The following is a 22,433-nucleotide window of genomic DNA, read 5'->3' as shown; positions in this document are numbered from 1 at the left end:
GCCCGACGACTGCAACTCACGTTATATCGCGAGTCTGGGGATTCGCGTGCGCTCGCGACTCTCTCAGCTGACTTCTGGCGTGCGGCATACTGGGCGCACCGTCGGCGGCCCCCGGCGGGTGTGTCGCGAGGGAGCAGGACATCATCACGCAGGAACTGTCATGGGTGTCGGTGCTGCTCACCCTCGTCGTCGGCGCGGGACTGGCCTTCATCGCCGTTCGGCGCACGAGGAACGAGCCTCGGCGCCTCAGCAACGGCGTGTGGATCGTCGCCGCGGCCGTCGTCCTCATCAGCGCCGTCTCCAGCTTCGACGGCCAGGTGTCGATGCTCGTCAGCACGCTGACGTGGCTGCCCTTCGTGCTCTCGCCCGCTCTGCTGCTGGCGCTCATCGTCCTGCTGTACGTCAACGGGGCCCGCATGATCCGACGCGAGGGGCGCTCGCTGGGGAACCTGCTGTCCCTCGCCCTGGCAGTCATCCTGACGGCGCTGGCGGCGCTGCCGTTCGCCGCCATCCTCGTCGGCGACGACGTCTTCATCTCCATCGCGCTCCTCCTCGCGGCCGGAGCCGCCTACCTCGGGGCGGCGTTCGCCCTGTTCCTCGCCTACTCGTGGCTCTACTCGCGGCTCGTTCGCGGTGCCGTCGGCACCTGGGTCGTCGTGCTCGGCTCCGGCCTCAGTGGAGGGCGGCGCGTACCGCCTCTGCTCGCCGCGCGAATCCGGGCGGGCCTGGACGCGGCGCACCGGGTCGGGGCCTCCGTCGTCGTCATGTCCGGCGGGCAGGGTGGCGACGAGGCACTTGCGGAGGGGCGCGCCATGCGCGAGTGGGCGCTCGACCCCGCCAACGCCGACCCCGCCAACTCCGGCGCCGACGGGCGCCACGGGGCCCTGCCGATGGCGGGGAACGCCGCCGAGCCGCGCATCCTGAGCGAGGAGGAATCGGTCAACACCGAGGAGAACCTCCGCTTCACGATGCGGATCCTCGAGCGCGAGGGCGTCACCGGCCCCGGCATCATCGCGACGAGCAACTACCACGCCATGCGCGCCGCGATGCTCGCGAGGGAGCTCGGCATCGATGCGCAGGCAGTGCAGGCACCTGTCGCCCGCTACTACTGGCCGAGCGCGATCCTGAGGGAGTTCGCGGCGATCCTCAGGCGCTACTGGCTGCTCAACCTCGTCGCCGGGGTGCTCTTCGCGTTCCCCATCCCCGCGCTCAGCCTGTGGGTCGCGCTCGGCAACGGCTGATCCCGTCGGCGGCCGGCGCGGCTGATCGGCGAGCGTGACTCGAACCACGGATTCGGGACGCACTCAGCGGGGTCCCCGGCTGTGTCGGCGGTGCGTGCGACACTGACGGAGTGCACAAACTCGCTGAGATGAGCTTGAAGAACCGCGCGCTGATCGCCCTCGTGACGCTCTCCGTGCTCCTCTTCGGCGGACTGTCCATGACCTCGCTCAAGCAGGAGCTCATTCCCTCGGTCTCCCTGCCGATCGTGTCGGTCGTGACGAGCTACCCGGGCGCGTCGCCGGAGATCGTCGACGAGGACGTGTCCAGGCTCGTCGAGACCTCCCTTCAGGGGCTTCAGGGGCTCTCCTCGACGCAGGTCACCTCCAGCGCGAACCTGTCGTCGGTGACGGTCGAGTTCGAGTACGGCACCGACACCGTCTACGCCGAGCAGCGCATCCAGCAGGCGCTCAACCGCATCGAGAGCCAGCTGCCGGAAGGTACGGAGACGACCGTGCTGAGCGGCTCGATCGACGACTTCCCGGTCATCCAGATCGCTGCGACGGGTGGCACGAGCACGGAGGAGCTCGCGGCCAGCCTCGAGAGCTCGACCGTGCCAGGGCTGACCGAGCTCGACGGCGTCCGCGAGGCGGCCGTCAGCGGTGCGCCGGTCTCCCGTATCGAGATCACGCCAGACCAGGCGGCGCTCGCGGGGGCCGGAGCCAGCGTCCAGAGCATCCGCGACACGCTCGACGCGGCAGGCACGCTCATCCCCATCGGACAGATCACCGAGGGCGACGACGCCCTCACCGTGCAGGCCGGAACGCTGCTCGACAACGTCGACGCCATCGCCGCGCTGCCCCTCAGCGGGGCCACCCCCGCCACGACGACCCTCGGCGACGTCGCGACGCTCGAGCTCGGGCCAGAGCCCGCGACCTCCATCTCCCGCGTCAACGGCGAGGACGCGCTCACGGTGTCCGTCACGAAGCTCGCGAACGCCAACACCGTCGAGGTGTCGCAGGCGGTCCGCGACGCGCTTCCGGCGCTGCAGGCATCCATCGGCGGGGGAGCGACCCTGCAGATCGTCTTCGACCAGGCCCCGTTCATCCAGCAGTCCATCGACACCCTCGTCGTGGAGGGCCTCCTCGGGCTCGTCTTCGCGGTCATCGTCATCTTCGTCTTCCTGCTGTCCTTCCGCGCGACGCTCGTCACAGCGATCTCCATACCGACCTCGCTGCTCGTGACGTTCATCGGCCTGCAGGCTGCCGAGTACTCGCTCAACATCCTCACGCTCGGCGCCCTCACCATCGCGATCGGGCGAGTCGTCGACGACTCGATCGTCGTCATCGAGAACATCAAGCGGCACATGTCGATGCACCCGGATGCGAGCCTGCGCGGCACCGAGCGCGTACGCGTCATCACGGAGGCGGTCCGCGAAGTCGCGACCGCTGTCACGAGCGCCACGATCGCCACCGTCGCCGTCTACCTGCCCATCGCATTCGTCGGCGACATCTCCGGAGAGCTCTTCCGCCCGTTCGCCCTCACAAGCGTCATCGCGCTCCTCGCGTCGCTCCTCGTCTCGCTCACGATCGTCCCCGTGCTCGCCTACTGGATGCTCGGAGGGCGGCACCGCAAGCGCCGCGCCCGCGTCGGCACGGCGGAGACCTGGGCCGGAGGCGGCACCCCCGCGGGCGAGACCGCCCGAGACCGGGAGGCAGTCCTCGCGAGCGAGGCGGCGCCCACTTCTGGCGGCGTCACCGCGCAGGAGCCGCTGCCCACCGCGGGCGACGACGAGGCTCCCGTCGAGCCCGTCCGCGTGCGCCCTCGTCGAGAGCGCGCCAAGCGCGACGCCGGTCGGTTCGCGCCGCTCGGCCTGCGCAGCGACGACGAGGACCTGCACCCTCGACGTGCACTCCGCCGCCAGGCGGAGCAAGAGGCCGCCGTCGCCGGCCGCGCAGAGAACGGCCCAGACTCCGAGCTCGCCTCGTCGAGTGAAGAGAGCAGCTGGCTGCAGCGCGGCTACGAGCCGGTCCTCGGCTGGACCCTGCGCCGTCCCTTCATCACGCTCGGCGCGGCGCTGCTCATCCTCATCCTCACGGGCGCGCTCGCGCCGCTCATGAAGACAAACTTCCTCGGCAACACCGGCAGCAACAGCTTCACGGTGACGCAGACCCTCGAACCCAACCTCACGCTCGCCGCCTCCGGCGAGGCAGCCTCCCAGGTGGAGGACCTCATCAGGGCCAAGGAGGGCGTCGAGACGGTGCAGCTCACGATCGGCGGAGGCGGAGCCGCATCGCTCTTCACCGGCGGCGGAGCCTCCCGCGCGAGCTTCTCCGTGACCACCTCCACCGACGCCGACTCCGACGCCATCCAGGCCGAGCTCCGCGAGGAGCTCGACGGCCTCGAGGGTGCAGGCGAGATCTCCGTCGGCGGTGGCGGCAGCGCCGGATTCTCGAGCGCGATCAGCGTCGACCTGACCGCACCGGATGCCGAGACCCTCCGCCAGGCGAGTGACCAGGTCGTCGCCGTGCTCGCGGGAGTCGAGCAGCTGGGCGAGGTCACGAGCGACCTCGACGAGACCCGGCCGTTCGTCGAGATGGACATCGATCAGGCAACGGCCGCCCAGTACGGGCTCAGCCAGACGGCCATCGGGGCGATCGTCGCCCAGCAGCTCCAGCCGACCCCGGTCGGCTCGCTCACGATCGACGGATCCAGCGTCCAGGTTGTGCTCCTGGGGTCCGAACCACCGGCGAACATCGACGCGCTCCGCGCCACGAGCATCCCAACGGCTCTCGGCCCCGTCCCGCTCACCACGCTGGCGAGCGTCGAGATCGTCGATGGACCCGTCTCCATCTCGTCCGAGCGCGGGGTACCGCTCGCCTCCGTCACGGTCGTGCCCACCGACGACAACCTCAGCTCAGCGAATGCGCTCATCACCGAGCAGCTCGACACGATCACCCTGCCAGAGGGTGCCACGGCCGCCCTCGGCGGCGTCAGCTCCGACCAGGCAGCCGCATTCCAGCAGCTCGGGCTTGCTCTGCTGGCGGCGATCCTCATCGTCTACATCGTCATGGTGGCCACCTTCAAGAGCCTCCTGCAGCCGCTGCTCCTGCTCGTGTCCGTGCCGTTCGCGGCGACGGGCGCGATCCTGTTGCAGCTCGCGAGCGGCGTGCCCCTCGGTGTGGCCTCCCTCATCGGCGTGCTCATGCTCATCGGCGTCGTCGTGACCAACGCCATCGTGCTCATCGACCTCGTCAACCAGTTCAGGGAGCGGGGCCTGGCCGTGCATGAGGCCATGCTCGCCGGAGGCGCCAGACGTGTCCGGCCCATCGTCATGACCGCGCTTGCGACGATGCTGGCCCTCACCCCGATGGCGCTCGGCATCACCGGTCACGGCGGCTTCATCTCGCAGCCGCTCGCGCTCGTCGTGATTGGCGGGCTGCTCTCCTCCACGGTGCTGACGCTGCTTGTCCTCCCCGCCCTCTACTCCGTCGTCGAAGGGCCGCTCGAACGCCGCCGGGCCCGCCGCGAGGAGCGCATCGAGCAGGAGCTCGCTTCCGCCGAGCAGAGCGAGGAGCGCAGCACCCCGCGACCTTAGCGGCCAACCGGCCCATGGGCGCTGATCGTGACGACCTCGATGAAGCAGAGGGCCACCGTCCGAACCTTCGCGAGTGCCGCCCTGGCCAGGTCGCGAGTTGTCGAGTATCCTGGCAAGTTGGGCATGCGCCGAATTCTGTGTGAGCAGCGTGCCGGACTGGAGAAGGCACACATGCCCAAGCGCAAAGCAAAGGGCGGGTTCAAGCCCGCGAGCAACTACATCCCCAAGGACTCCTCGGGTCGTGGCGAGCGACCGGCGCGTGCCGGTGGCGGCGCTGGCGCCAACGGAAACCCGCGCTGGGCGAGCGAGAGCCGCCGCGACGGTGCCGGCGGCGACGATCGCCGAGGCGGCCGCGACGAGCGACGTGGCTCCGGCTCCTCGGGCGGCGGCGAGCGCGGTTCGTACCGCGGCGACGACCGCCGTGGCGGCTCGGCAGGCGGCGACGACCGACGAGGCGGCGCGCGTGCAGGCGGCGACGACCGCCGAGGCGGCTACGGCGCACGCAGTGACGACCGACAGGGCGGTTACGGACGCGCCTCTCGGCCAGCCGCCGGCGACGACCGACGCGGCGCGAGCCGCGGCTCTGGTACCGACGAGCGTCGGGGCGGCTACCGTGCAGGCGGCGACGACCGCCGCGGCGGCTACGACGGTGCAGGACGGGCCGAGTCCTTCGACCGTTCCCGCGACAGCTCCCGCAGCTCCGACCAGAGCCGCCCCCGCGGCGAAGACCGCTACAGCACCCGCAAGGGGGCAGCATCCGCTCGCGGAGGTGCACCCACTCGCGGTGGAGCTCCCGCCCGTGGCGGCGGTCGCGGTCGCGACGGCCAGTTCTCGGACCGCAACGAGCGCATCGACCGGCACCACCACGACGCGCTGCGCCAGTCGCACGGCCGCCAGCCGGCGGCGGGTTCCCGCGGTGACCGCAGCGCGAAGCACTTCGACCCGACGGCGCCAGGCGCGAACCAGCCGCAGCGCGGGGCCATCCAGGACTACCGCAGCCACAGCCAGTCGGCTGCCGGTCGTGCCCCCTCTCACGACGAGGACCGCGTGCTCGAGCGCCTCGCCCCGACCGCGGTCGGAGCGAAGAACGCCGACGGCCTGAGCTTCGGCGACCTCGGCCTCGGCGCGAACATCGTCGACGCGCTCGCCGAGCTCGGTGCGCCGAGCCCGTTCCCCATCCAGGCGTCCACGATCCCGGATGCGATCCAGGGCCGAGACGTCCTCGGCCGTGGCCGCACGGGCAGCGGCAAGACGATCGCGTTCGGCGCCGCACTCGTGCAGCGCCTCAGCGTGGCCCGCGGACGCGACGCTGACGCGAGCAAGCGAAAGATCGGGCGCGCGCCCCGCGCCCTCATCGTCGCGCCGACTCGCGAGCTCGCCCTCCAGATCGACCGGACGATCCAGCCCATCGCCCGCAGCGTCGGCCTCTTCACGACCCAGGTCTACGGCGGCGTGCCGCAGCAGCGGCAGGTCACGGCCCTGGGGCGCGGCGTCGACATCGTCATCGGCACGCCCGGCCGCATCGAGGACCTCGAGCGCCAGGGCTTCCTGCGCCTCGATCAGGTCGAGATCACGGTGCTGGACGAAGCCGACCAGATGTGCGACCTCGGCTTCCTGGAGCCGGTGCAGCGCATCCTCCGCATGACGATGCCGGGCGGCCAGCGACTGCTGTTCTCGGCGACGCTCGACGCCGCCGTGCAGCGGCTCGTCACGGAGTTCCTCAAGAAGCCATCAGTGCACGAGGTCGCCGGTGAGGAAGAGCAGCACACCGACATCGACCACAGCGTGCTCGTCGTCGAACGCGACGACAAGCGTGCCGTGATCGAGCAGCTCGCCGGCTCGGGCGGACGAGTCCTCATCTTCACGAAGACCCGCGTGGCAGCAGAAGGCCTCGCGACCGAGCTCTCGATGGCCGGCGTTCCCGCGGCCGCCCTCCACGGCGACCTCACGCAGGGGCGCCGCACGCACAACCTGCGACTCCTCACGAGCGGCAAGGTCAACGTGCTCGTCGCGACCGACGTCGCCGCGCGAGGCATCCACGTCGACGACATCCGCCTCGTCATCCAGTCGGACATGCCCGAGGAGTACAAGTCGTACCTGCACCGTTCGGGCCGCACGGGCCGCGCGGGTCAGCGCGGCACCGTCGTCACGGTCATCCCGAAGCAGCGCCGCCGCCGGATGTCGGAGCTGCTCGAGCGCGCCGAGATCGAGGCTCCCATGATCCCGGCACGCCCGGGTGGCGCTGAGCTCGACGCCTTCATGGCCTACGCCGACTGAGCTGCCGAACGCCGATGACCGATGCCCCTCGGGATGGACGCTGCTCCAGCCCGAGGGGCATCTGTCGTCGCGGCGCACGCGGAACGTTGATGAAGCCCGCGTAGCGTTGCGCCCATGAGCGAACAGCAGGCGAACGACCCGCAGGCGCGGGCAGACCAGGCGAGTGCAGGCGAAGACGTCGCGGCGAACGGCGAAGGCTCTGCCGGCGAGCGTGCGGCTCAGGCGAGCTCGGCTCGCATGAGCACCGAGCAGCTCGAGAACGAGCGCGCGCACGGCGACGGCAACCTCTTCCCCGACGCAGGCTCGCTCTTCGAGCCGGAGCAGGTCGACACCCCGGAGGAGCTCGAGGCGGAGGTCGAGGAGGCGGAGGCGCACGACACGCGCTTCGCCACCGGCCCGGACGAGACGGGCGTGGCCGAGAGCAACTTCGGGCAGAACACCGCCGAGTAGCGCTGGCGCTGCTGCGCTTCGTTCGGCGGCGTCAGCTCAACAGGCTCGGCGCGAGCAGCGCGAAGGCCGTGGTCGCCCAGGCGATGGGCAGAAGCACCCAATCGCCCGTGTCCGTGTGCAGGACGTGACGCTCGGTGCGTGTGCTCGCGAAGCCGAAGGCACGTGCATCCATCGACAGGGCAACTCGGTCGGCGTGCCGCAGCGCGCCCGCGAGCAGCGGGATGGCGACGTCGAGTTGGGAGCGCAGCCACGCGATGGGCCCGCGTCCGCGGTCGATGCCGCGCACGCGGCGAGCTGCCCGGATCACGTCGAGCTCCGACCGGAACCTCGGCACGAACCGGAACGCCGCCATCGCCGCGTAGCCGAAGCGGTAGGGAACACGGAGGTGCTGCACCAGGGAACGCACGAAGTCGTCCCCGGCCGTGGCGATGCCGCCCACGAGCGACAGCAGCACGATCGCGACGAGGCGCAGCGCCGTGCCGAGACCCGTCGCCCAGGCGGCGACCGTGAACGGGCGCCCGGCGATCTCGAAGATCGTGGATGTCCCATCGAGCCCGAATACCGCGAGCAGGGGAGCGGCACTCGTCGTCTCCGCCGCAACGGTCGGGTCCACCCAGACGCCGAGCGTCACCGACAGCACGGCCAGCACGACCGGAACGCCCACGATCAGCAGCAGCGTGCCGCGTCCCGACAGGCGAGTGCCGCTGAGGATGACCAGCGCGCAGAGCAGGATCAGGAGGGCCGGGCTGAACGCGTCCCGTACGACGAACATCGCGACGATGGCGGGCAGCGTCGCCGCGATCTTCACGAGCGGCGTGCGCCGGTGCAGCCACGGCAGGTGCTCACGACGGGAGCGATCGACGCTCGGGCGCGAGACGAGGGCGTTCCCGGCGCCACTCACGAGGCGCCGCCGCGGATATCCGGGTGGCGAGCGAGCGCGACTTCCAGCTGCGAGATCGACGTGATCTCGCGCAGGTGGGCGTGCCGGTGCACCCCGGCGAGCGCTCGTGGCAGGGGCGGCAAGCCGAGACCCGCGGCCTCGAGCGCCCCGGAGGCCACGACCCGGTTCACCTCGCCGTGCGCCGCGACCACGCCGCCATCGAGGACGAGCAGGTGCGTGGCGAGCTCCGTGACGAGCTGCAGGTCGTGGGTCGCGAGCACCAGCGTCGCCCCGTCCCGGTGGAGCTCACGCAGGAGGGCGACGAGCTCTTCCGCCCGCGCCCGGTCCTGTCCGAACGTCGGCTCATCGAGCACAAGCACGTCGGCACCGTCGAGGAGTGCGGCGGCCACCGTGAGCCTTCGCTTCTGTCCACCGGAGAGGAGGAAGGGGTGCCGTGCCGCGTGCTCGGCGAGGCCGAAGCGCTCGAGCATGTCGTCGACGCGGGACCTGGCATCCGCCGCCCCGCGCTCGACCTCGAAGGCGAGCTCCTCGCGCGCCGTGTGGGTGAGGAACTGGTGCTCCGGGTTCTGGAAGACGTAGCCGATGCGCTTGCGCAGCGCGCCCGCCCGCATGCGAGCCGTGTCCTGACCGTCGAGGAGGACCGTGCCGCGCGGTGCCCGGCGGACTCCGGCGAGCGCCTGGAGCAGGGTCGACTTGCCTGCTCCGTTGTGGCCGACGACGGCCGTGATCGAGCCTGGTGGGATGCTCAGGGAGACGGGGCCGAGTACGCGTGTGCGGCCCCGCGTGACCGTGAGCGCACGGGTTTCGAGCCGGGGAGCTGGCTCCCCGGGAGTGCGCTTCCCGGCCAGGCTCGAGCTCGGCAGGTCGCCCGACTGCCGTTGCAGCTCTCTGGCTGCGGCACCCGCTTCAGGCTCCGCAGGAGTCGCCAGCGCGCGCCGACGCGCGTCGCTGTCGCCGGAGGCGGGCAGCGACGCGCGATCCACCCGCTCGAGACGCCGCGCGAGCTCGCTGCCGAGCAGGGGCAATGGGCCGGGGCCGAGATCCCAGCCCGCCGCCGTGAAGCACGCCGCGGCTTCGTGTGCGACCGGGAACCACACGCCGAGCTCGCGCAGCCGCGCGGCGTTCTGCCCGAAGACCTCGCGTGGTGTGCCGTCGAACGCGAGTCGCCCCTTGGTGTCGAGGACGATGACGCGCGTCGCGATGGTCAGGGCCTCGTCGAGGTCGTGCTCGATGAGCAGCAGGCCGTGCGTGCCCGCACGCACGAGCTCACCGAGGGCGAGGTAGATGGAGTGCTTCGCGGCCTGGTCGAGGTTCGCGGTCGGCTCGTCGAGGACAAGCAGGGGCGAGCCCATGGCGAGGGCGCTCGCGATGGCCAGCCGTTGCCGTCCTCCGCCGGACAGGATGTCGGGGGAGTCCTCGCGGCGGTCCCAGAGGCCGAGCTGGCGGAGCGCCCGCTCGACGCGCTCCTCGATGTCCGGGACGGGCAGTCGCAGGTTCTCCGGGCCGAAGGCGACCTCGTCGAAGACCTGCCCGGTGACGATCTGGGCGTCCGCATCCTGGAACACCATGGCGACCTGCTGGCTGGCGGCCGCGACGCCGAGCTCGGCGACATCGTGCCACCCCGAGCCAGGTTCGGAGTCGGCGCTCGGGTCCGACGCAGGGGGAGGAGCTGGCTTGGGATCTGGCTCCGCTTCGGCGAGCAGGACGCGCCCGGTCACCTCGGCTCCGAGGGACTGGGGGATGAGCCCGTTGAGTGCCCTCGCGAGGGTCGACTTCCCACAGCCGGAGGGGCCGAGCAGCAGGACGGCCTCGCCGCGCGAGATCGAGAACGAGACGTCGTGGGGGCGCGCGGCCGCAGCGTCGAAGTGGGTGACGGAGAGGTGCTCGACTCGCAGCAGCGGGGTCGTCACCTGGCTGCTCTGCGGTCTTCGGCGAGGCGCAGGTCGCGGCCGATGCCCGCTCGTTCGAGCTGCTTCGCGAGCCACACCGCGAGCATGGTGCAGAGCGGGGGCGAGATGAAGAAGCTGCCGATGAGGAGCACCGTGCCGAGCACGTCGTACTCGCCGCCACCGAGGATGCGGAATGCCGCCGCGGTCATGATGAGGCCGGCGAAGGCCGCACCAGCGAGGAACAGCCACGCATGCCAGCGCCGATACCTGGTGATGAGGAACGGCAGCTCCTGCAGGACGCCGATGCCGACGCCGATGAGGAACGCCCCGAAGGCGATCGGCTGGAACGGGCTCGCGACGAGCCCGGCGAGGGCAGAGGTGATGAGGCCGACCCAGGGCCGACGAAAGAGCGCCTGGGCTAGGGCGCCCGGAATGAAGTAGAGGCCGATCGTGAGCCCGTAGACCAGGGGGAGCAGGTTCGAGACCGCGCCGCCGATGTAGGCGTTGACGGTGAACACCACGCCGCCCGCGACGCCGATCGCGGCACAGCTCATGAGCAGACGAGTGCTGACGGTTCTCATTGGGCTCCACGCCTTCCCTCAGCGGGATACGGTCCCGCTGGGGTCACGGGCTGACCCAAGTCTACAAAATGTAGAGCGAGTCGCGCGACAGCCCTCCGGGCTTGATAGCCTGGAGATTCGCGGATGCCTGGGTGACGTTCCCCAGGGCGCCACCGCGACAAGAATTGGAGCAGCACAATGCCAGGAACTCGCACTCGAGCGCGGGGTGAGCTCGAACTCGTCGTGCTGCGGCTCCTCTGGGCAGCGGCGGAGCCCCTCACCGCGCGCGAGATCCAGGACCGCTTCCCGGGCCGGGTTCCCGCCTCCACGACGATCCTCACCGCCCTCGACCGGCTCAGGGCCAAGGGCGATGTCACCCGTGTCGGCCACGAGCAGCGGGGCATCCGCTTCGCCGCCACGCAGAGCGAGGCAGAGCACGCCTCCCGGGCCATGCTGAACGCCCTCAAGACGATCGACGGCCGCGAGGCCGCACTGCTGAAATTCGCCGGCAACCTCGACGCCCGCGACGCCGACCTGCTGCGTGCCGCCCTCCAGCACGCGCCTGCCGCGGCCTCCGAGGCCGCCACGGCGGGCTAGCCGGAGCCGGACTGGCATTCACCATGGCTCCGAGAGGGCGTTCGGGCTTGCTGCCCGAGCGCGAGTGATCTCCGATGTGGATCATCCCGGCCCTCGTGTGCCTCGCGTTCGCGGTGTTCACGATGCTCGCCGCGCCCTCGTTGCTGACGCGAGGCACCTGGCAGGTGCGACACCCGCAGCTCGCCCTCGGCCTCTGGCACGGGGCAGTCGTCGGCGGGTCGCTCGCCCTGCTCGCGGCCGTCGCCCTCTCGGTCGTCGCGGTGCTCACCTGGGAGCACGATAAGGGAAGCTGGCTGAGCGGATTCGAGATCGCGCTCGCCTCCGTCTTCGCGAGCGCCGGCCTGATCGCGATGTTCGGCTGGGGCTTCATCGTGACTCGCCGGTCCGGTCGCGCCTTCGCGGACGGACGTCGGGCGAACGACGAGCTCCGAGACGCCGCGCGCGTGCTGTCCTACCGGGACGAGCGAATCGGCGGAGCGCTCGTGCGCTTCGTCGACTCGCCAGTGCCCCACGCCCTCGCGGCCGCGGGGCGCGCGCCGGTCGTCATCGTGTCGAGCGGACTCGTGGAGCTGCTGACGCGGGACCAGCTCGAGGCCGTCGTGGCGCACGAGCGCTGCCATCTGATGCGCTTCCACGCGCTCGCGCAGCGCCTCGCGGAGGTCAACGAGGCCTGCCTGCCGCGGTACGCCGGCGCGAAGAACCTGTCCCGTGCGACGTCGCTGCTCATCGAGCTCATCGCCGACGACGCGGCTGCGAACGAGGTCGGGGCTGATGCTCTCGCCGGTGCGCTCCAGGCGCTCGCGGGTGCAGGCACCGAGGACGACGTGCTCGTGCAGCGTGCGCGGAGGCTCCGCACGCGGACCACCGGAGCAGCGCCGAGCCTCGACGCCTGAGCTCAGCGGGGCAGCGAGGGCGCTCAGCTCACGTCGATCGCTGGCGAAGCTGGACGCGCATCCAGGTGTTCGAATCCGTTCTGTGACGGGACGGAGACGGCCTCGGGGGCTCGACGTGGGAGGCTTGGGTCATGCCTGACTCCACCCCGTTCGAAGAACCACGCCCGGGCTACGACGTCGCGCGCGACGCTGAGCCAGAGCGCGCGCTCACGCCGTCCCGGGTCTCGAGGCTGCGCAAGCTCACGATCCTGCTCGCCGTGATGATCGCAGCCGGCGCGTTTGCCAACTGGCAGCAGGAGGCCGAGTTCCGCTCGGCGAGCGTGCTGAGCTTCGTGGTCATGCTCGTCGTCGTCGTGGTCGGCTACGGTGCGATCTGGAAGGTGCTCGGCTCGCCCAGGCGGAAGCGGGCGGAGGGTGCCCGCACGGCTGGCAGCATCCTGTCGGTCCTTGCCGTCACGGGCCTGCTCCTCACCGGAGTGCTCGCCATCACCGGTGCGAGCCCGACGGGCGCGGTGCAGCTGATCGTGGGGCTCGGCACGGGCGTCGTCGGCGCGATCTGGCTGCACGCCGCGTGGCGCCGCCTCCCAGCCGAGCCGACGGGGCTCCTCGACTGATGCGCTCGCGCGCCGAATGTCGGAGCCCCCGCCTACGCTTGGCCACATGATCTCGTCAGCACGTGGCAGCGAGCTGTGGCAACGGCTGCAGGGCATCGATGCCGAGCATCCCGCCGACTGGAAGCGTCCGGGGCCGTCGCCTCGCGCACTGCGCACCGACATCGTCGTGGCGCTGGTCGCCGTCGCGCTCATGGCCTTCTCGAACTGGGCCGTGCTCGAGCTGCGCAAGGGCGCAGATCCGGCAGAGGTCGGCGCGATCCTCCACGACTCCGACCCCGCCTCGGCGCTGGTCGGCATGTTCGTCGTGCCCGCCATGTACGGGGTCGCCATCGCGCTTCGGCGCCGCTTCCCGTTGTGGATGCTCGTGCTCTGCACGGTTGCGTTCGTCTCGGCATTCGCCTTCACGTACCTCGACACGATCGTCACCCAGATCGGCTACTTCCTGGTGCTCTTCACCGCGGGAGCGTGGAGCAACCAGCGTGCCCTGGTGACGCTGCTCCGCATCGGGATCACGATCGGCATGATCGTGTGGGCGCTCGTCGACTCCCTCACACGCGCCACGCTCGTGTTCACGTTCTCGGACGGGAGCGACAGCGAGAACTGGATCACGAGCGTCTTCGGCGCCTACACCCTGCTCATCAACGTGCTGTACTTCATCGGCGCGTTCTGGTTCGGGAACTCCGACTTCAGGAGGGCTGGCCAGCGGGCGGCGCTCGAGGAGCGCACGCGCGAGCTCGAGGAGTACACGGCGGCGCTTGCCGACGAGCGTCGCCTCGTCGAGGAGCAGGCCATCCGCCTCGACCGCGTCCGCATCGCGCGGGAGCTCCACGACGTGGTCGCACACCACGTCTCGCTCATGGGCCTGCAGGCAGCCGCCGCGCGCCGGACGGCGGAGACCTCGCCGGAGAAGTCCCAGCAGGCGCTCCTCGGCGTCGAGCAGAGCGCTCGAGTCGCGATCGACGAGCTGCACTCGCTGCTGACGACGCTGCGCAGCGCAGACGCTGACGCGGATGCCGAGTCCGCAGACGGCGGCCAGCGCGAGAACGACGGTGCCTCCGGAGCGCAATCCGGCGCATCCGCCCCCTCGACGCACACGATCGAGCAGGTGCCAGCGCTCATCGAGGAGCTGCGCGGGGCCGGCATGCGGGTGGAGTTCAGCACCCTCGGCGAGCCTCGGCCGGTGTCACCCCTGACGGGCATCGCCGTCTACCGGGTGCTGCAGGAATCCCTCACGAACACGCGGAAGCACGCGGGCCCCGATGCCCCGGCAGATGTGCGACTCCGCTACCTCGAGCGCGGCGTCGAGCTCGACGTGACCGACGACGGGCCAGCCTCCCTCGCGCATGCCGCGGCGTCGAAGCGCGCGAACGGCTCCGGCGGCCTTGGCCTCGTGGGCATGCGAGAGCGTGCCAGGGCCGCTGGCGGCGACCTCTCGACGAGCACGCGGGGCGGTGGCGGCTTCCGAGTGCTCCTCCGCGTCCCCTACGAGCGGCAGAGCTGACGGCATGCGACCGTGTCCCAGCACCGATCGGCAAGCTCCCGGTAACCTCGCCCCGATACGGTCACGAGAACGACACCGCTCCGGCGGGTGCCAAAGGAGGCCAAGTGTCTGAGAAGATCCGCGTAGTGCTGGTCGACGATCACCAGCTCGTCCGCATGGGGTTCAAGCTCATTCTCGAGTCGGAACCCGACATCGTCGTCGTCGGCGAGGCGACCGACGGCCGCGAAGCCGTCTCCGTCGTCGCCGAGCTCCGCCCCGACCTCGTCTGCATGGACGTGCAGATGCCGGTCCTCGACGGCATCGCAGCGACCCGCGAGATCACGCAGCTCAAGGGGTCCGTGCCGCGAGTGCTCATGCTGACGACCTTCCGCGACGAGGCTGCCGTCCGCGACTCGCTTCGCGCGGGGGCCAGCGGCTTCGTGCTCAAGAACTCCCCGCCGGAGACCCTGGTGGAGGCGGTGCGGGTCGTGCACTCCGGTGACGCGCTGCTCGATCCCCAGGTGACCCGCGGCGTGATCGCCGGCATGCTGCAGGACCCCGCGGAGGGTGCGCCGTCCCAACCGGGCGACGCGCTCCAGGCCGTGCCAGTCTCGCAGTCCGCCGCCGAGCATCCCGCTCTCGCGAGCCTCACCGACCGGGAGGGGGAGGTGCTCGCCCTCATCGCGGAGGGCCTCAGCAACGCGGACATCGCGCAGCGGCTCTTCGTGTCCGAGGCGACCGTGAAGACGCACGTCTCGAACCTGCTCGCGAAGATCGGCGTGCGCGACCGCATCCACGCCGTGATCTTCGCCTACAACGTGGGCGTCGTCGCCCCCGTCGAGTAGCGGCCGGGTGCGCGCGGCCGGGTGCGTGGCATCGCACAGCCGGGCCCGGCGGTTCCGTCGTGGTCGGCACCTCCTCACCCGAGCGGATGAACGCCGAGCGAGGGCAGTTCCGTCGCGCGGCCGATCCCTCCTCTGACCGATCTCCGTAGCGTTTCCATCAGGCCCAGAGGTGGACGGGCGCAGAGACGGTGCGGCGGACGTCGCGCGAGACAGGAGGGGTGATGCTCGAGATCCAGAACATCTCCAAGACCTACGGAGACCGCAAGGTGCTCGACGACGTGAGCTTCACGGTCGAGCCTGGCAAGCTCACGGGCTTCGTCGGCGGCAACGGGGCGGGGAAGACCACGACCATGCGCACGATCCTCGGCGTCGTCAAGCCGGACTCGGGCGTCGTCACGATCAGCGGCAGGCCCGTCGCCGTCACCGACCGTGCCCGCTTCGGGTACATGCCAGAGGAGCGCGGACTCTACCCGAAGATGAAGGTCAAGGAGCAGGTCACGTACTTCGCCGAGCTGCACGGCCTCAGCGCCAGGGAAGCGGCGAGCAACGCAGACCGCTTCCTGGAGGATCTGGGCCTCACGGAGCGGGCGGGCGACAACGTCGAAGACCTCTCCCTGGGCAACCAGCAGCGCGCGCAGATCGCGGCGTCCCTCGCGCATGAGCCCGAGATCCTCATCCTCGACGAGCCGTTCTCAGGACTCGACCCGCTCGCCGTCGAGGTTGTCCTCGAGACGCTGCAGGGGTTCGCTGCTCGCGGTGTGCCCGTGCTCTTCTCGAGCCACCAACTCGACGTCGTGGAGCGACTCAGCGACAACCTCGTCATCATCTCGGGCGGCGCCATCAGGGCGAGCGGCGACCGGAACGAGCTGCAGGAGCGGCATTCCGAGGGCATGCACCGCATCTCGCTTGCTGGCGACGCCGGCTGGCTGCGCGACGAGCCGGGCATCACGGTGCTCGAGTTCGACCGAGGCGACGCGATCTTCGTCGCCGACTCCGGCGAGACCGCGCAGCGCATTCTCCGCACCGCACTCGACCGGGGCCCCGTCTTCGGCTTCGGCCGCCACATCGTGAAGCTCTCCGACATCTACCGGGAGGTCGTCGCATGACAACAACACAGGACACCAGGGCTCCGAAGCGGGGCGTCTCCACGCCGCCGCGACAGTTCGGTCTGAGCTCGGCGAAGGGCATCCAGCTCATCGCGAAGCGCGAGATCCTCGTGCAGGCACGCTCGCGCGCCCAGCAGATCTCGTTCCTCGTCACGCTGCTGCTCGTCGCGGGCGGCATCGTCGCCGTCGCGCTCTTCGGCGACGCCATCGGGGGCGGCGCGACCAAGGTGGCGACCGTCTCGGGAACGCAGTCCGTCGCCGCAGCTGCCGGACTCGAGACGACGGAGGTCGCATCCGCTGAGGAGGCGGCCCGACTCGTGACGGACGGCGACGTCGAGTACGCGGTGCTGACGCCGACGGATGCGCGCAGCCTCGAGCTCTTCACGGGCGACGGGCAGCCGGCAGGCGACCTCGGCGACGGGGCCTTCGTGCTCGTCGGCCTCGACGGCGTTCCGACCGAGGACTCCATGGCGCTCGCCCAGGTGCCGGCATCGTTCTCGCTGCAGGCGCCCGAGGTGAACCCCGCGCTCGGCTACATCATGGCCGTCGCGTTCGGTGTGCTCTACTTCATGGCCGCCATGGGCTACGCCTACACGATCGCGCAGAGCGTCGTCGAGGAGAAGCAGTCGCGCATCGTGGAGATCCTTCTCTCGACGGTCACGCCCCGCGTCATCATGGCGGGCAAGGTCATCGGCAACAGCGTGCTCGCGCTCATCCAGGTCGCCGCGATCCTGGCGGCTGCGGCGATAGCGCTCGCCGCGACGGGGCAGGGAGCGCTGTTCTCGCTCATCGGGCCCGGCTTCATCTGGTTCCTCGTGCTGTTCGTGTTCGGATTCGTGCTCATCGCGACCCTCTACGCCGGCGCCTCCGCGATGGTCTCGAGGCAGGAGGAGGTGGGCAGCGTCACGACACCGCTCATGATGCTCATGCTCATCCCGTACATGCTCGTGATCCTGTTCAACAGCAACGCACTGCTCATGACGATCCTCAGCTACATCCCCTTCTCGGCGACCATCGCGATGCCGCTCCGGGTGGTGCTCGGCCAGGCTGAGTGGTGGGAGCCGATCCTGGCGCTCGTGATCCTCATCGCGACGAGCGCCGTGTCGATCATGATCGGTGCCCGGATCTACGAGAACTCGATCCTGCGCATCGGTGGGCGCGTGAAGCTCAGCGACGCCCTCAAGGGGTAGCCGCGGTCTGAATCGCACCGGTTTCACCGACATCTCTGGCGGGTCAAGCTAACGCTTGGCCCGCTGAGTTGTATGAAGTGTGCAATTCGGGGGCTCGAGTGGCGCGTGATTCTCGTGCCCTCCCACTGGGAAATGGCGCGTGTCGGTGGCCCGTCTTAGCGTGGATGCACCCCCGAACGTTGCAAAGGAGCATCCGTGTCTGACATCAGCATCAACGATCCGGAACTCGACGAGCCTGTCGCTCTCGAGCAGAGCCGCATCGATGTCGGCTGGCTGTCGCAGCAGCTGCTCGGCACCTGGCCGGAGGAGCGGCTGCGCGCGCGAGCGAACTCGGCCCGGCCCGAGCTCTGGCGCGATCCGGCCCTGGCCATGCCCGAGCATCGTGACCGCGTCATGGGCCAGCTGCGCATCCTGGTCGAGGAGGGGGCCGTCAACCTGGCCTTCCCGAAGCGGCTCGGCGGCGGCGAGAACCACGGCGGCAACATCGCCGCGTTCGAGGAGCTCGTGGTGGCCGACCCGAGCCTGCAGATCAAGGCGGGCGTCCAGTGGGGCCTGTTCGGCTCAGCCGTCATGCACCTGGGCACCGAGTACCACCACGACACGTTCCTTCCCGGCATCATGAGCCTCGAGGTGCCGGGCGTCTACGCCATGACCGAGACGGGCCACGGCTCGGATGTCGCCTCGATCGGAACGACCGCGAGCTACGACGAGGGCACGCAGGAGTGGGTCATCAACACCCCGTTCCGCGGGGCCTGGAAGGACTACCTCGGCAACGCGGCGCTGCACGGCAAGGCCGCGGTCGTCTTCGCGCAGCTCATCACGAAGAACGTCAAGCACGGCGTGCACGCCTTCTACGTGCCCATCCGCGACGACGACGGCGGCTTCCTGCCCGGCGTCGGTGGCGAGGACGACGGCGTCAAGGGCGGCCTCAACGGCATCGACAACGGCCGACTGCACTTCACCGAGGTGCGGGTGCCTCGGCGCAATCTCCTCAACCGCTACGGTGACGTGGCCGAGGACGGCACGTACAGCTCGCCGATCGAGAGCCCTGGGCGTCGCTTCTTCACGATGCTCGGCACGCTCGTGCAGGGGCGCGTCTCGCTCGATGGCGCCTCGGTGGCCGCCTCGAAGGTCGCGCTCAAGATCGCGGTCACCTACGCGAACGAGCGCAGGCAGTTCGCGGGCGGCGATGGCGAGGAGACGGTGCTGCTCGACTACGGCATGCACCAGAAGCGGCTCATCCCGCGTCTCGCGACGACGTATGCGCTCAGCTTCGCGCACGAGAACCTCCTCAAGCAGTTCCACGGCGTCTTCTCCGGCGAGCTCGACACCCCCGAGAACCGGGAAGACCTCGAGACCCTCGCGGCGGCGCTCAAGCCCCTCTCGACCTGGCACGGCATCGACACCCTCCAGGAGGCCCGCGAGGCCTGCGGCGGTGCCGGCTTCCTCGCCGAGAACCGCGTCGCGCAGCTGCGCCACGACCTCGACATCTACACGACCTTCGAGGGCGATAACCACGTGCTGCTGCAGCTTGTCGGCAAGCGCCTCCTCAGCGATTACGCCGAGCAGTTCAAGGGTGCGGACCGAGGGCAGGTGACGCGCATCATCGCCGAGCAGACCGCCGAGCGCGTCTACTCGGGCTCCGGGCTCCGGGGCATCGGCCAGATCGTCCTCGACCGCGGCAGCCGCGCGCGGTCCGTCGGCTGGCTGCGCCAGCCGGCCACGCAGCACGAGCTGCTGACGGCGCGCGTCGAGACCCTCGTCTCCGAGATCGCGGCCAAGCTGCGCAACGCCAAGAAGCTGTCCAAGGCCGAGGCGGCAGCGCTCTTCAACCGCAACCAGCCAACGCTCATCGAAGCGGCCCGCGCGCACGGCCAGCTCCTGCAGTGGGAGGCGTTCACCGACGCGATCACCACCATGCCGGAAGGCAAGACCCGCCAGGTGCTCACGTGGCTGCGCGATCTCTTCGGTCTGGGCCTCATCGAGGAGAACCTCGCCTGGTACCTCATGTCGGGTCGACTCTCCGTGCCACGCGCTCAGGCCGTCTCCGCCTACAGGGAGCGCCTCATCGCGCGCCTGCGCCCGCATGCCGCTGACCTCGTCGATGCCTTCGGCTACGGGCCGGAGCACATCCGCGCCTCCATCGCCTCCGGCGCTGAGCGCGAGCGGCAAGACGAAGCCCGCGCCTACATGCGCGCGCAGCGGGAGTCGGGCACTGCCCCGGTGGAAGAGAAGGCGATGCGCGCTGAGGAGAAGCTCAAGCAGCAGAAGGCGGGCGCCAACGCCTGACGCTCGCGCGCCGAGCCCCGGCCGGCCGCCAACCTGAAGCGGCGGCCTGGGTCGAGGTGCGATACTCGGCGGAGCGTTTCCCGCGCCCCGTGAGTCGAGGAGAGCATCACCGCATGACCGTTGAACCCCGACGTGCCGTCGCGATCATCGGCAGCGGCCCGTCGGCCTGCTACACGGCGCAGGCGCTGCTCAAGCTGCGCCGCGACGTCGAGATCGTCATGTTCGAGCGACTGCCCGTGCCGTATGGGCTCATTCGCTACGGCGTCGCCCCGGACCACGTCGGCACGAAGGCCGTGACTCGGCAGTTCGATCGCCTGTTCACCCGCTCGGGTGTGCGCTTCCTCGGTAACGTCGAGGTGGGGCGGGACGTCGAGTTCGATGCCGTTCGCAGCGCGTTCGACGCGACGGTCGTCGCCACGGGGCTCCACGCCGATGCGGAGCTGCCGCTTCCCGGCTTCGACGACGAGCGGGTCATCGGCGCTGGTCGGTTCATGCGCATCCTCAACCAGCATCCCGGCGACGAGATCTCGCTCCCGCAGCTGGGGAGTCGGGTCGCGGTCGTCGGGAACGGCAACGTCGCGATCGACGTCGTGCGCCTGCTCGCCAAGCACGAGACCGACTTCGAGGGCTCTGACGTGCACTCGCCCCTGCTCGACGCCGCAGCTGGCGGGCTGCGGGTCATCGAGGTGCTCGGGCGGGCAGGCATCGACGACGCCAAGTTCACGCCGTCGCTGCTCGCCGAGCTCGGGCGCATCGACGATGTCCGCGTCGAGGCCTTCGGCGTCGACGACAGCTCTCTGGCGGACACGTCGACTCGGTCCGCACAGGCCGTCGCCCTGGCAGGCCTCCTGGACCGACCGCAGCCGGAGAACCCGCGGGTCACGGTCCGTCTTCGACTCGGCGTCGCGCCGGTGGCGCTCGCGCAGGACGGCGAGATCCTCCGCCTGTCGCTCGCCGGACCGGGCGCGTCCGAGGCGCTCGCCGCCTCGACGAGCGCCGAGCCCGCATCCATCGACGTCGACTCCGTCATCACGGCCGTCGGCTTCCACCGCGGCGACGCACACCTCCTGCACGCGCTCCTCGGTCACGAGGACGATGTCTTCGCGGCGGGCTGGGCGAGACGGGGCCCCAAGGGCACCATCGCCGAGAGCCGCGCCGAGGGCCAGACGGTCGCGCGAGAGGTCGACGCGTGGCTCGCATCCGCGGCGCATGAACCGCACGATGAGCGGGCCGCACTGCTCGAGCGGCTCGACGAGAGCGCTGTGAGCTTCGCCGAGTGGAGCACGATCGACGAGCACGAGCAGCGCCAGGCTGGGCCGGGGCGCGTGCGAGCGAAAGAGCAGAACACCGAGACGCTGCTGCGCATCGCACGCGGCCGAGCCGAGGCCGACTCCTCCGACGCGCACGCCGAGGCCGGTCGTGCGAGTGTCCAAGACCCCCACCCCGCAAGCAACACCTAGGAGCAGTACATGAGCATTGTCATCCTCTACGGCACCGAGTCGGGCAACGCCGAGCTCGTGGCCGGCGACCTCGCCGACGCCATGCCGGACCGCGACGTCACGGTCGAGGACATGTCCGTCTTCGAGCCGGAAGAGCTCGAGGAAGGCACCTTCTACCTCTTCGTCTGCTCGACGCACGGCGACGGAGAGCTCCCGAGCGGGGCACTGCCCTTCTGGGAGGAGCTCGACGCGATCCGTCCCGCGCTCGACGGGTACCGCTACGGCATGTTCGGGATGGGCGACACCACCTACTCGGACACCTACAGCCAGGGGAGCGAGCACATCGACCGGCTCATGACGGAGCTCGGCGCGCAGCGCGTCGGCGAGTACGGTCGCCACGACGCCAGCTCGCGCCAGACGGCGAGCGACGCGGCGCTCGCCTGGCTGCCGACGCTGCTCGCGGCGCTCGAAGCGGCCGGCATCGACGCGTAGCGCCCGTCCGACTGGCCTTCCGCCGCCCATCACGCATCTGCGATGGGCGGCGGCGTGTGTCCGGCAGGTGCTGGGGGAGGGCGGCGGATGGCGGTGGAGAGCGAGAGCGACGTGACGGTGTCCGAGACTCCGGGGATCGCGGCGATGCTCTCCCAGACCTCTTTGATGCGCTCGACCGATCGCGCTTCAAGCAGGACGAACAGGTCGTAGTCGCCTGTCAGGATGTCGCATCTGGTGACCTCGGGGACCTGCGCGAGGGCGGCGAGCACGTCGGAGCCGCGCATGCGGTCGGAGCGGTACACGAACAGGACCGCCGAGATCGGGGTGTCCTGGCTGCCGGCGTCATGTCCCCGAACCAGCGTGTAGCCCTCGATGACGCCGTCGCGCTCGAGTCGCTCGATGCGCTGCTTGACGGCGTTCCTGGAGAGCCGCACCTTGTTGCCGAGGGTCACCAGCGGGGTTCGCGCGTTCTTCGTGAGTTCGCGCAGCAGCTGCGCGTCGATGTCGTCGCGTGGTCGCATCGTCATTGTCTGCTCCCTCTTTGAGTGTGACATTAGCACTCTCGCGTGGTTATATGGCATGGGCGCGGGACGAG

Annotated in this window: 19 protein-coding genes; 14 read left to right on the top strand and 5 right to left on the bottom strand. The window is 70.4% G+C overall.

All coding sequences use genetic code 11. The annotated features are described in order from the left end of the window. The first annotated feature begins 164 nt into the window (after positions 1 to 164). Together C5E10_RS15430 and C5E10_RS15425 are read left to right on the top strand one after the other, a co-directional pair. Positions 165 to 1,241 carry a YdcF family protein gene (locus tag C5E10_RS15430; protein ID WP_104332373.1) on the top strand — a complete coding sequence of 359 codons (1,077 nt, stop codon included), beginning with the start codon at positions 165 to 167 and terminating at the stop codon, positions 1,239 to 1,241. Between the two features lie 128 nt (positions 1,242 to 1,369). Then, the gene (locus C5E10_RS15425) at positions 1,370 to 4,816 is read left to right on the top strand and encodes an efflux RND transporter permease subunit (RefSeq protein ID WP_258071169.1); all 3,447 of its coding nucleotides are present in this window, start codon (positions 1,370 to 1,372) and stop codon (positions 4,814 to 4,816) included. Here C5E10_RS15425 and C5E10_RS19465 read toward each other — a convergent pair. Further along, positions 4,813 to 4,941: a hypothetical protein gene (locus C5E10_RS19465; RefSeq protein ID WP_258071168.1), complete on the bottom strand. Its 129-nt coding sequence runs from the start codon at positions 4,939 to 4,941 to the stop codon at positions 4,813 to 4,815. The genes C5E10_RS15425 and C5E10_RS19465 overlap by 4 nt on opposite strands. A gap of 46 nt (positions 4,942 to 4,987) precedes the next feature. Here C5E10_RS19465 and C5E10_RS15420 point away from each other — a divergent pair, with 46 nt between their 5' ends. Both C5E10_RS15420 and C5E10_RS15415 read left to right on the top strand, forming a co-directional pair. Further along, positions 4,988 to 7,093, top strand: coding sequence for a DEAD/DEAH box helicase (locus tag C5E10_RS15420; protein WP_104332371.1), 2,106 nt, complete (start codon positions 4,988 to 4,990; stop codon positions 7,091 to 7,093). 114 nt (positions 7,094 to 7,207) lie between these two features. Next, a complete protein-coding gene (locus C5E10_RS15415) occupies positions 7,208 to 7,543 on the top strand; it encodes a hypothetical protein (protein WP_104332370.1) in 336 nt (111 codons plus the stop codon). A gap of 31 nt (positions 7,544 to 7,574) precedes the next feature. Here the strand turns inward: C5E10_RS15415 and C5E10_RS15410 are convergent, their stop codons facing one another. The 3 genes from C5E10_RS15410 to C5E10_RS15400 are packed head-to-tail and all read right to left on the bottom strand — an operon-like array spanning position 7,575 to position 10,914. Continuing rightward, a complete protein-coding gene (locus tag C5E10_RS15410) occupies positions 7,575 to 8,444 on the bottom strand; it encodes an energy-coupling factor transporter transmembrane component T (RefSeq protein ID WP_104332369.1) in 870 nt (289 codons plus the stop codon). Beyond that, positions 8,441 to 10,354 (bottom strand): ABC transporter ATP-binding protein, encoded by a 1,914-nt coding sequence (locus C5E10_RS15405; RefSeq protein ID WP_104332368.1) that lies wholly within the window; start codon positions 10,352 to 10,354, stop codon positions 8,441 to 8,443. Before C5E10_RS15405 ends, C5E10_RS15410 begins: the two co-directional genes overlap by 4 nt. Continuing rightward, positions 10,351 to 10,914: an ECF transporter S component gene (locus C5E10_RS15400; protein ID WP_104332367.1), complete on the bottom strand. Its 564-nt coding sequence runs from the start codon at positions 10,912 to 10,914 to the stop codon at positions 10,351 to 10,353. The genes C5E10_RS15405 and C5E10_RS15400 overlap by 4 nt, the downstream gene beginning before the upstream one ends. A gap of 177 nt (positions 10,915 to 11,091) precedes the next feature. Between C5E10_RS15400 and C5E10_RS15395 the strand changes: the two genes are divergently transcribed. From C5E10_RS15395 to C5E10_RS15350, 10 genes are all read left to right on the top strand, one after another. Further along, positions 11,092 to 11,490: a BlaI/MecI/CopY family transcriptional regulator gene (locus C5E10_RS15395; RefSeq protein ID WP_104332366.1), complete on the top strand. Its 399-nt coding sequence runs from the start codon at positions 11,092 to 11,094 to the stop codon at positions 11,488 to 11,490. Positions 11,491 to 11,564: 74 nt separating this feature from the next. Then, the gene (locus C5E10_RS15390; protein ID WP_104332365.1) at positions 11,565 to 12,383 is read left to right on the top strand and encodes a M56 family metallopeptidase; all 819 of its coding nucleotides are present in this window, start codon (positions 11,565 to 11,567) and stop codon (positions 12,381 to 12,383) included. Positions 12,384 to 12,514: 131 nt separating this feature from the next. Further along, positions 12,515 to 12,997, top strand: a complete 483-nt coding sequence (locus tag C5E10_RS15385) for a hypothetical protein (RefSeq protein WP_104332364.1) — start codon at positions 12,515 to 12,517, stop codon at positions 12,995 to 12,997. 46 nt (positions 12,998 to 13,043) lie between these two features. Then, positions 13,044 to 14,498 carry a sensor histidine kinase gene (locus tag C5E10_RS15380; protein ID WP_181062798.1) on the top strand — a complete coding sequence of 485 codons (1,455 nt, stop codon included), beginning with the start codon at positions 13,044 to 13,046 and terminating at the stop codon, positions 14,496 to 14,498. Positions 14,499 to 14,602: 104 nt separating this feature from the next. Then, on the top strand, positions 14,603 to 15,322 hold the full coding sequence (locus C5E10_RS15375; RefSeq protein WP_104332362.1) for a response regulator transcription factor: 720 nt from the start codon (positions 14,603 to 14,605) through the stop codon (positions 15,320 to 15,322). A 221-nt stretch (positions 15,323 to 15,543) separates the two neighbouring features. After that, positions 15,544 to 16,428: an ABC transporter ATP-binding protein gene (locus C5E10_RS15370; protein WP_104240198.1), complete on the top strand. Its 885-nt coding sequence runs from the start codon at positions 15,544 to 15,546 to the stop codon at positions 16,426 to 16,428. Next, complete coding sequence (locus C5E10_RS15365; RefSeq protein ID WP_104332361.1) at positions 16,425 to 17,618, top strand: ABC transporter permease; 1,194 nt, start codon at positions 16,425 to 16,427, stop codon at positions 17,616 to 17,618. Before C5E10_RS15370 ends, C5E10_RS15365 begins: the two co-directional genes overlap by 4 nt. A gap of 195 nt (positions 17,619 to 17,813) precedes the next feature. Then, positions 17,814 to 19,907 carry an acyl-CoA dehydrogenase gene (locus C5E10_RS15360; RefSeq protein WP_104298143.1) on the top strand — a complete coding sequence of 698 codons (2,094 nt, stop codon included), beginning with the start codon at positions 17,814 to 17,816 and terminating at the stop codon, positions 19,905 to 19,907. A gap of 113 nt (positions 19,908 to 20,020) precedes the next feature. Next, the gene (locus C5E10_RS15355; protein ID WP_104332360.1) at positions 20,021 to 21,367 is read left to right on the top strand and encodes an FAD-dependent oxidoreductase; all 1,347 of its coding nucleotides are present in this window, start codon (positions 20,021 to 20,023) and stop codon (positions 21,365 to 21,367) included. Positions 21,368 to 21,376: 9 nt separating this feature from the next. Continuing rightward, positions 21,377 to 21,838 carry a flavodoxin domain-containing protein gene (locus tag C5E10_RS15350; RefSeq protein WP_104332359.1) on the top strand — a complete coding sequence of 154 codons (462 nt, stop codon included), beginning with the start codon at positions 21,377 to 21,379 and terminating at the stop codon, positions 21,836 to 21,838. 29 nt (positions 21,839 to 21,867) lie between these two features. Here C5E10_RS15350 and C5E10_RS15345 read toward each other — a convergent pair whose 3' ends face one another. Further along, the gene (locus C5E10_RS15345; RefSeq protein WP_104240203.1) at positions 21,868 to 22,365 is read right to left on the bottom strand and encodes an Lrp/AsnC family transcriptional regulator; all 498 of its coding nucleotides are present in this window, start codon (positions 22,363 to 22,365) and stop codon (positions 21,868 to 21,870) included. Positions 22,366 to 22,433 lie beyond the last annotated feature (68 nt).

Source organism: Pseudoclavibacter sp. RFBG4 (assembly GCF_002931515.1).
Taxonomy (GTDB): Bacteria; Actinomycetota; Actinomycetes; order Actinomycetales; family Microbacteriaceae; genus Pseudoclavibacter.
The sequence above is the reverse complement of the archived record's forward strand: the minus strand, read 5'-3'. Positions and strand labels throughout refer to the sequence as shown.

Coding starts and splice junctions, on each gene's coding strand:
- C5E10_RS15425 (WP_258071169.1), top strand. CDS start 1,370: ATGAGCTTGAAGAACCGCGCGCTGATCGCCCTCGTGACGCTCTCCGTG.
- C5E10_RS19465 (WP_258071168.1), bottom strand. CDS start 4,941: ATGCCCAACTTGCCAGGATACTCGACAACTCGCGACCTGGCCAGGGCG.
- C5E10_RS15420 (WP_104332371.1), top strand. CDS start 4,988: ATGCCCAAGCGCAAAGCAAAGGGCGGGTTCAAGCCCGCGAGCAACTAC.
- C5E10_RS15415 (WP_104332370.1), top strand. CDS start 7,208: ATGAGCGAACAGCAGGCGAACGACCCGCAGGCGCGGGCAGACCAGGCG.
- C5E10_RS15400 (WP_104332367.1), bottom strand. CDS start 10,914: ATGAGAACCGTCAGCACTCGTCTGCTCATGAGCTGTGCCGCGATCGGC.
- C5E10_RS15395 (WP_104332366.1), top strand. CDS start 11,092: ATGCCAGGAACTCGCACTCGAGCGCGGGGTGAGCTCGAACTCGTCGTG.
- C5E10_RS15390 (WP_104332365.1), top strand. CDS start 11,565: ATGTGGATCATCCCGGCCCTCGTGTGCCTCGCGTTCGCGGTGTTCACG.
- C5E10_RS15385 (WP_104332364.1), top strand. CDS start 12,515: ATGCCTGACTCCACCCCGTTCGAAGAACCACGCCCGGGCTACGACGTC.
- C5E10_RS15380 (WP_181062798.1), top strand. CDS start 13,044: ATGATCTCGTCAGCACGTGGCAGCGAGCTGTGGCAACGGCTGCAGGGC.
- C5E10_RS15370 (WP_104240198.1), top strand. CDS start 15,544: ATGCTCGAGATCCAGAACATCTCCAAGACCTACGGAGACCGCAAGGTG.
- C5E10_RS15365 (WP_104332361.1), top strand. CDS start 16,425: ATGACAACAACACAGGACACCAGGGCTCCGAAGCGGGGCGTCTCCACG.
- C5E10_RS15355 (WP_104332360.1), top strand. CDS start 20,021: ATGACCGTTGAACCCCGACGTGCCGTCGCGATCATCGGCAGCGGCCCG.
- C5E10_RS15350 (WP_104332359.1), top strand. CDS start 21,377: ATGAGCATTGTCATCCTCTACGGCACCGAGTCGGGCAACGCCGAGCTC.
- C5E10_RS15345 (WP_104240203.1), bottom strand. CDS start 22,365: ATGACGATGCGACCACGCGACGACATCGACGCGCAGCTGCTGCGCGAA.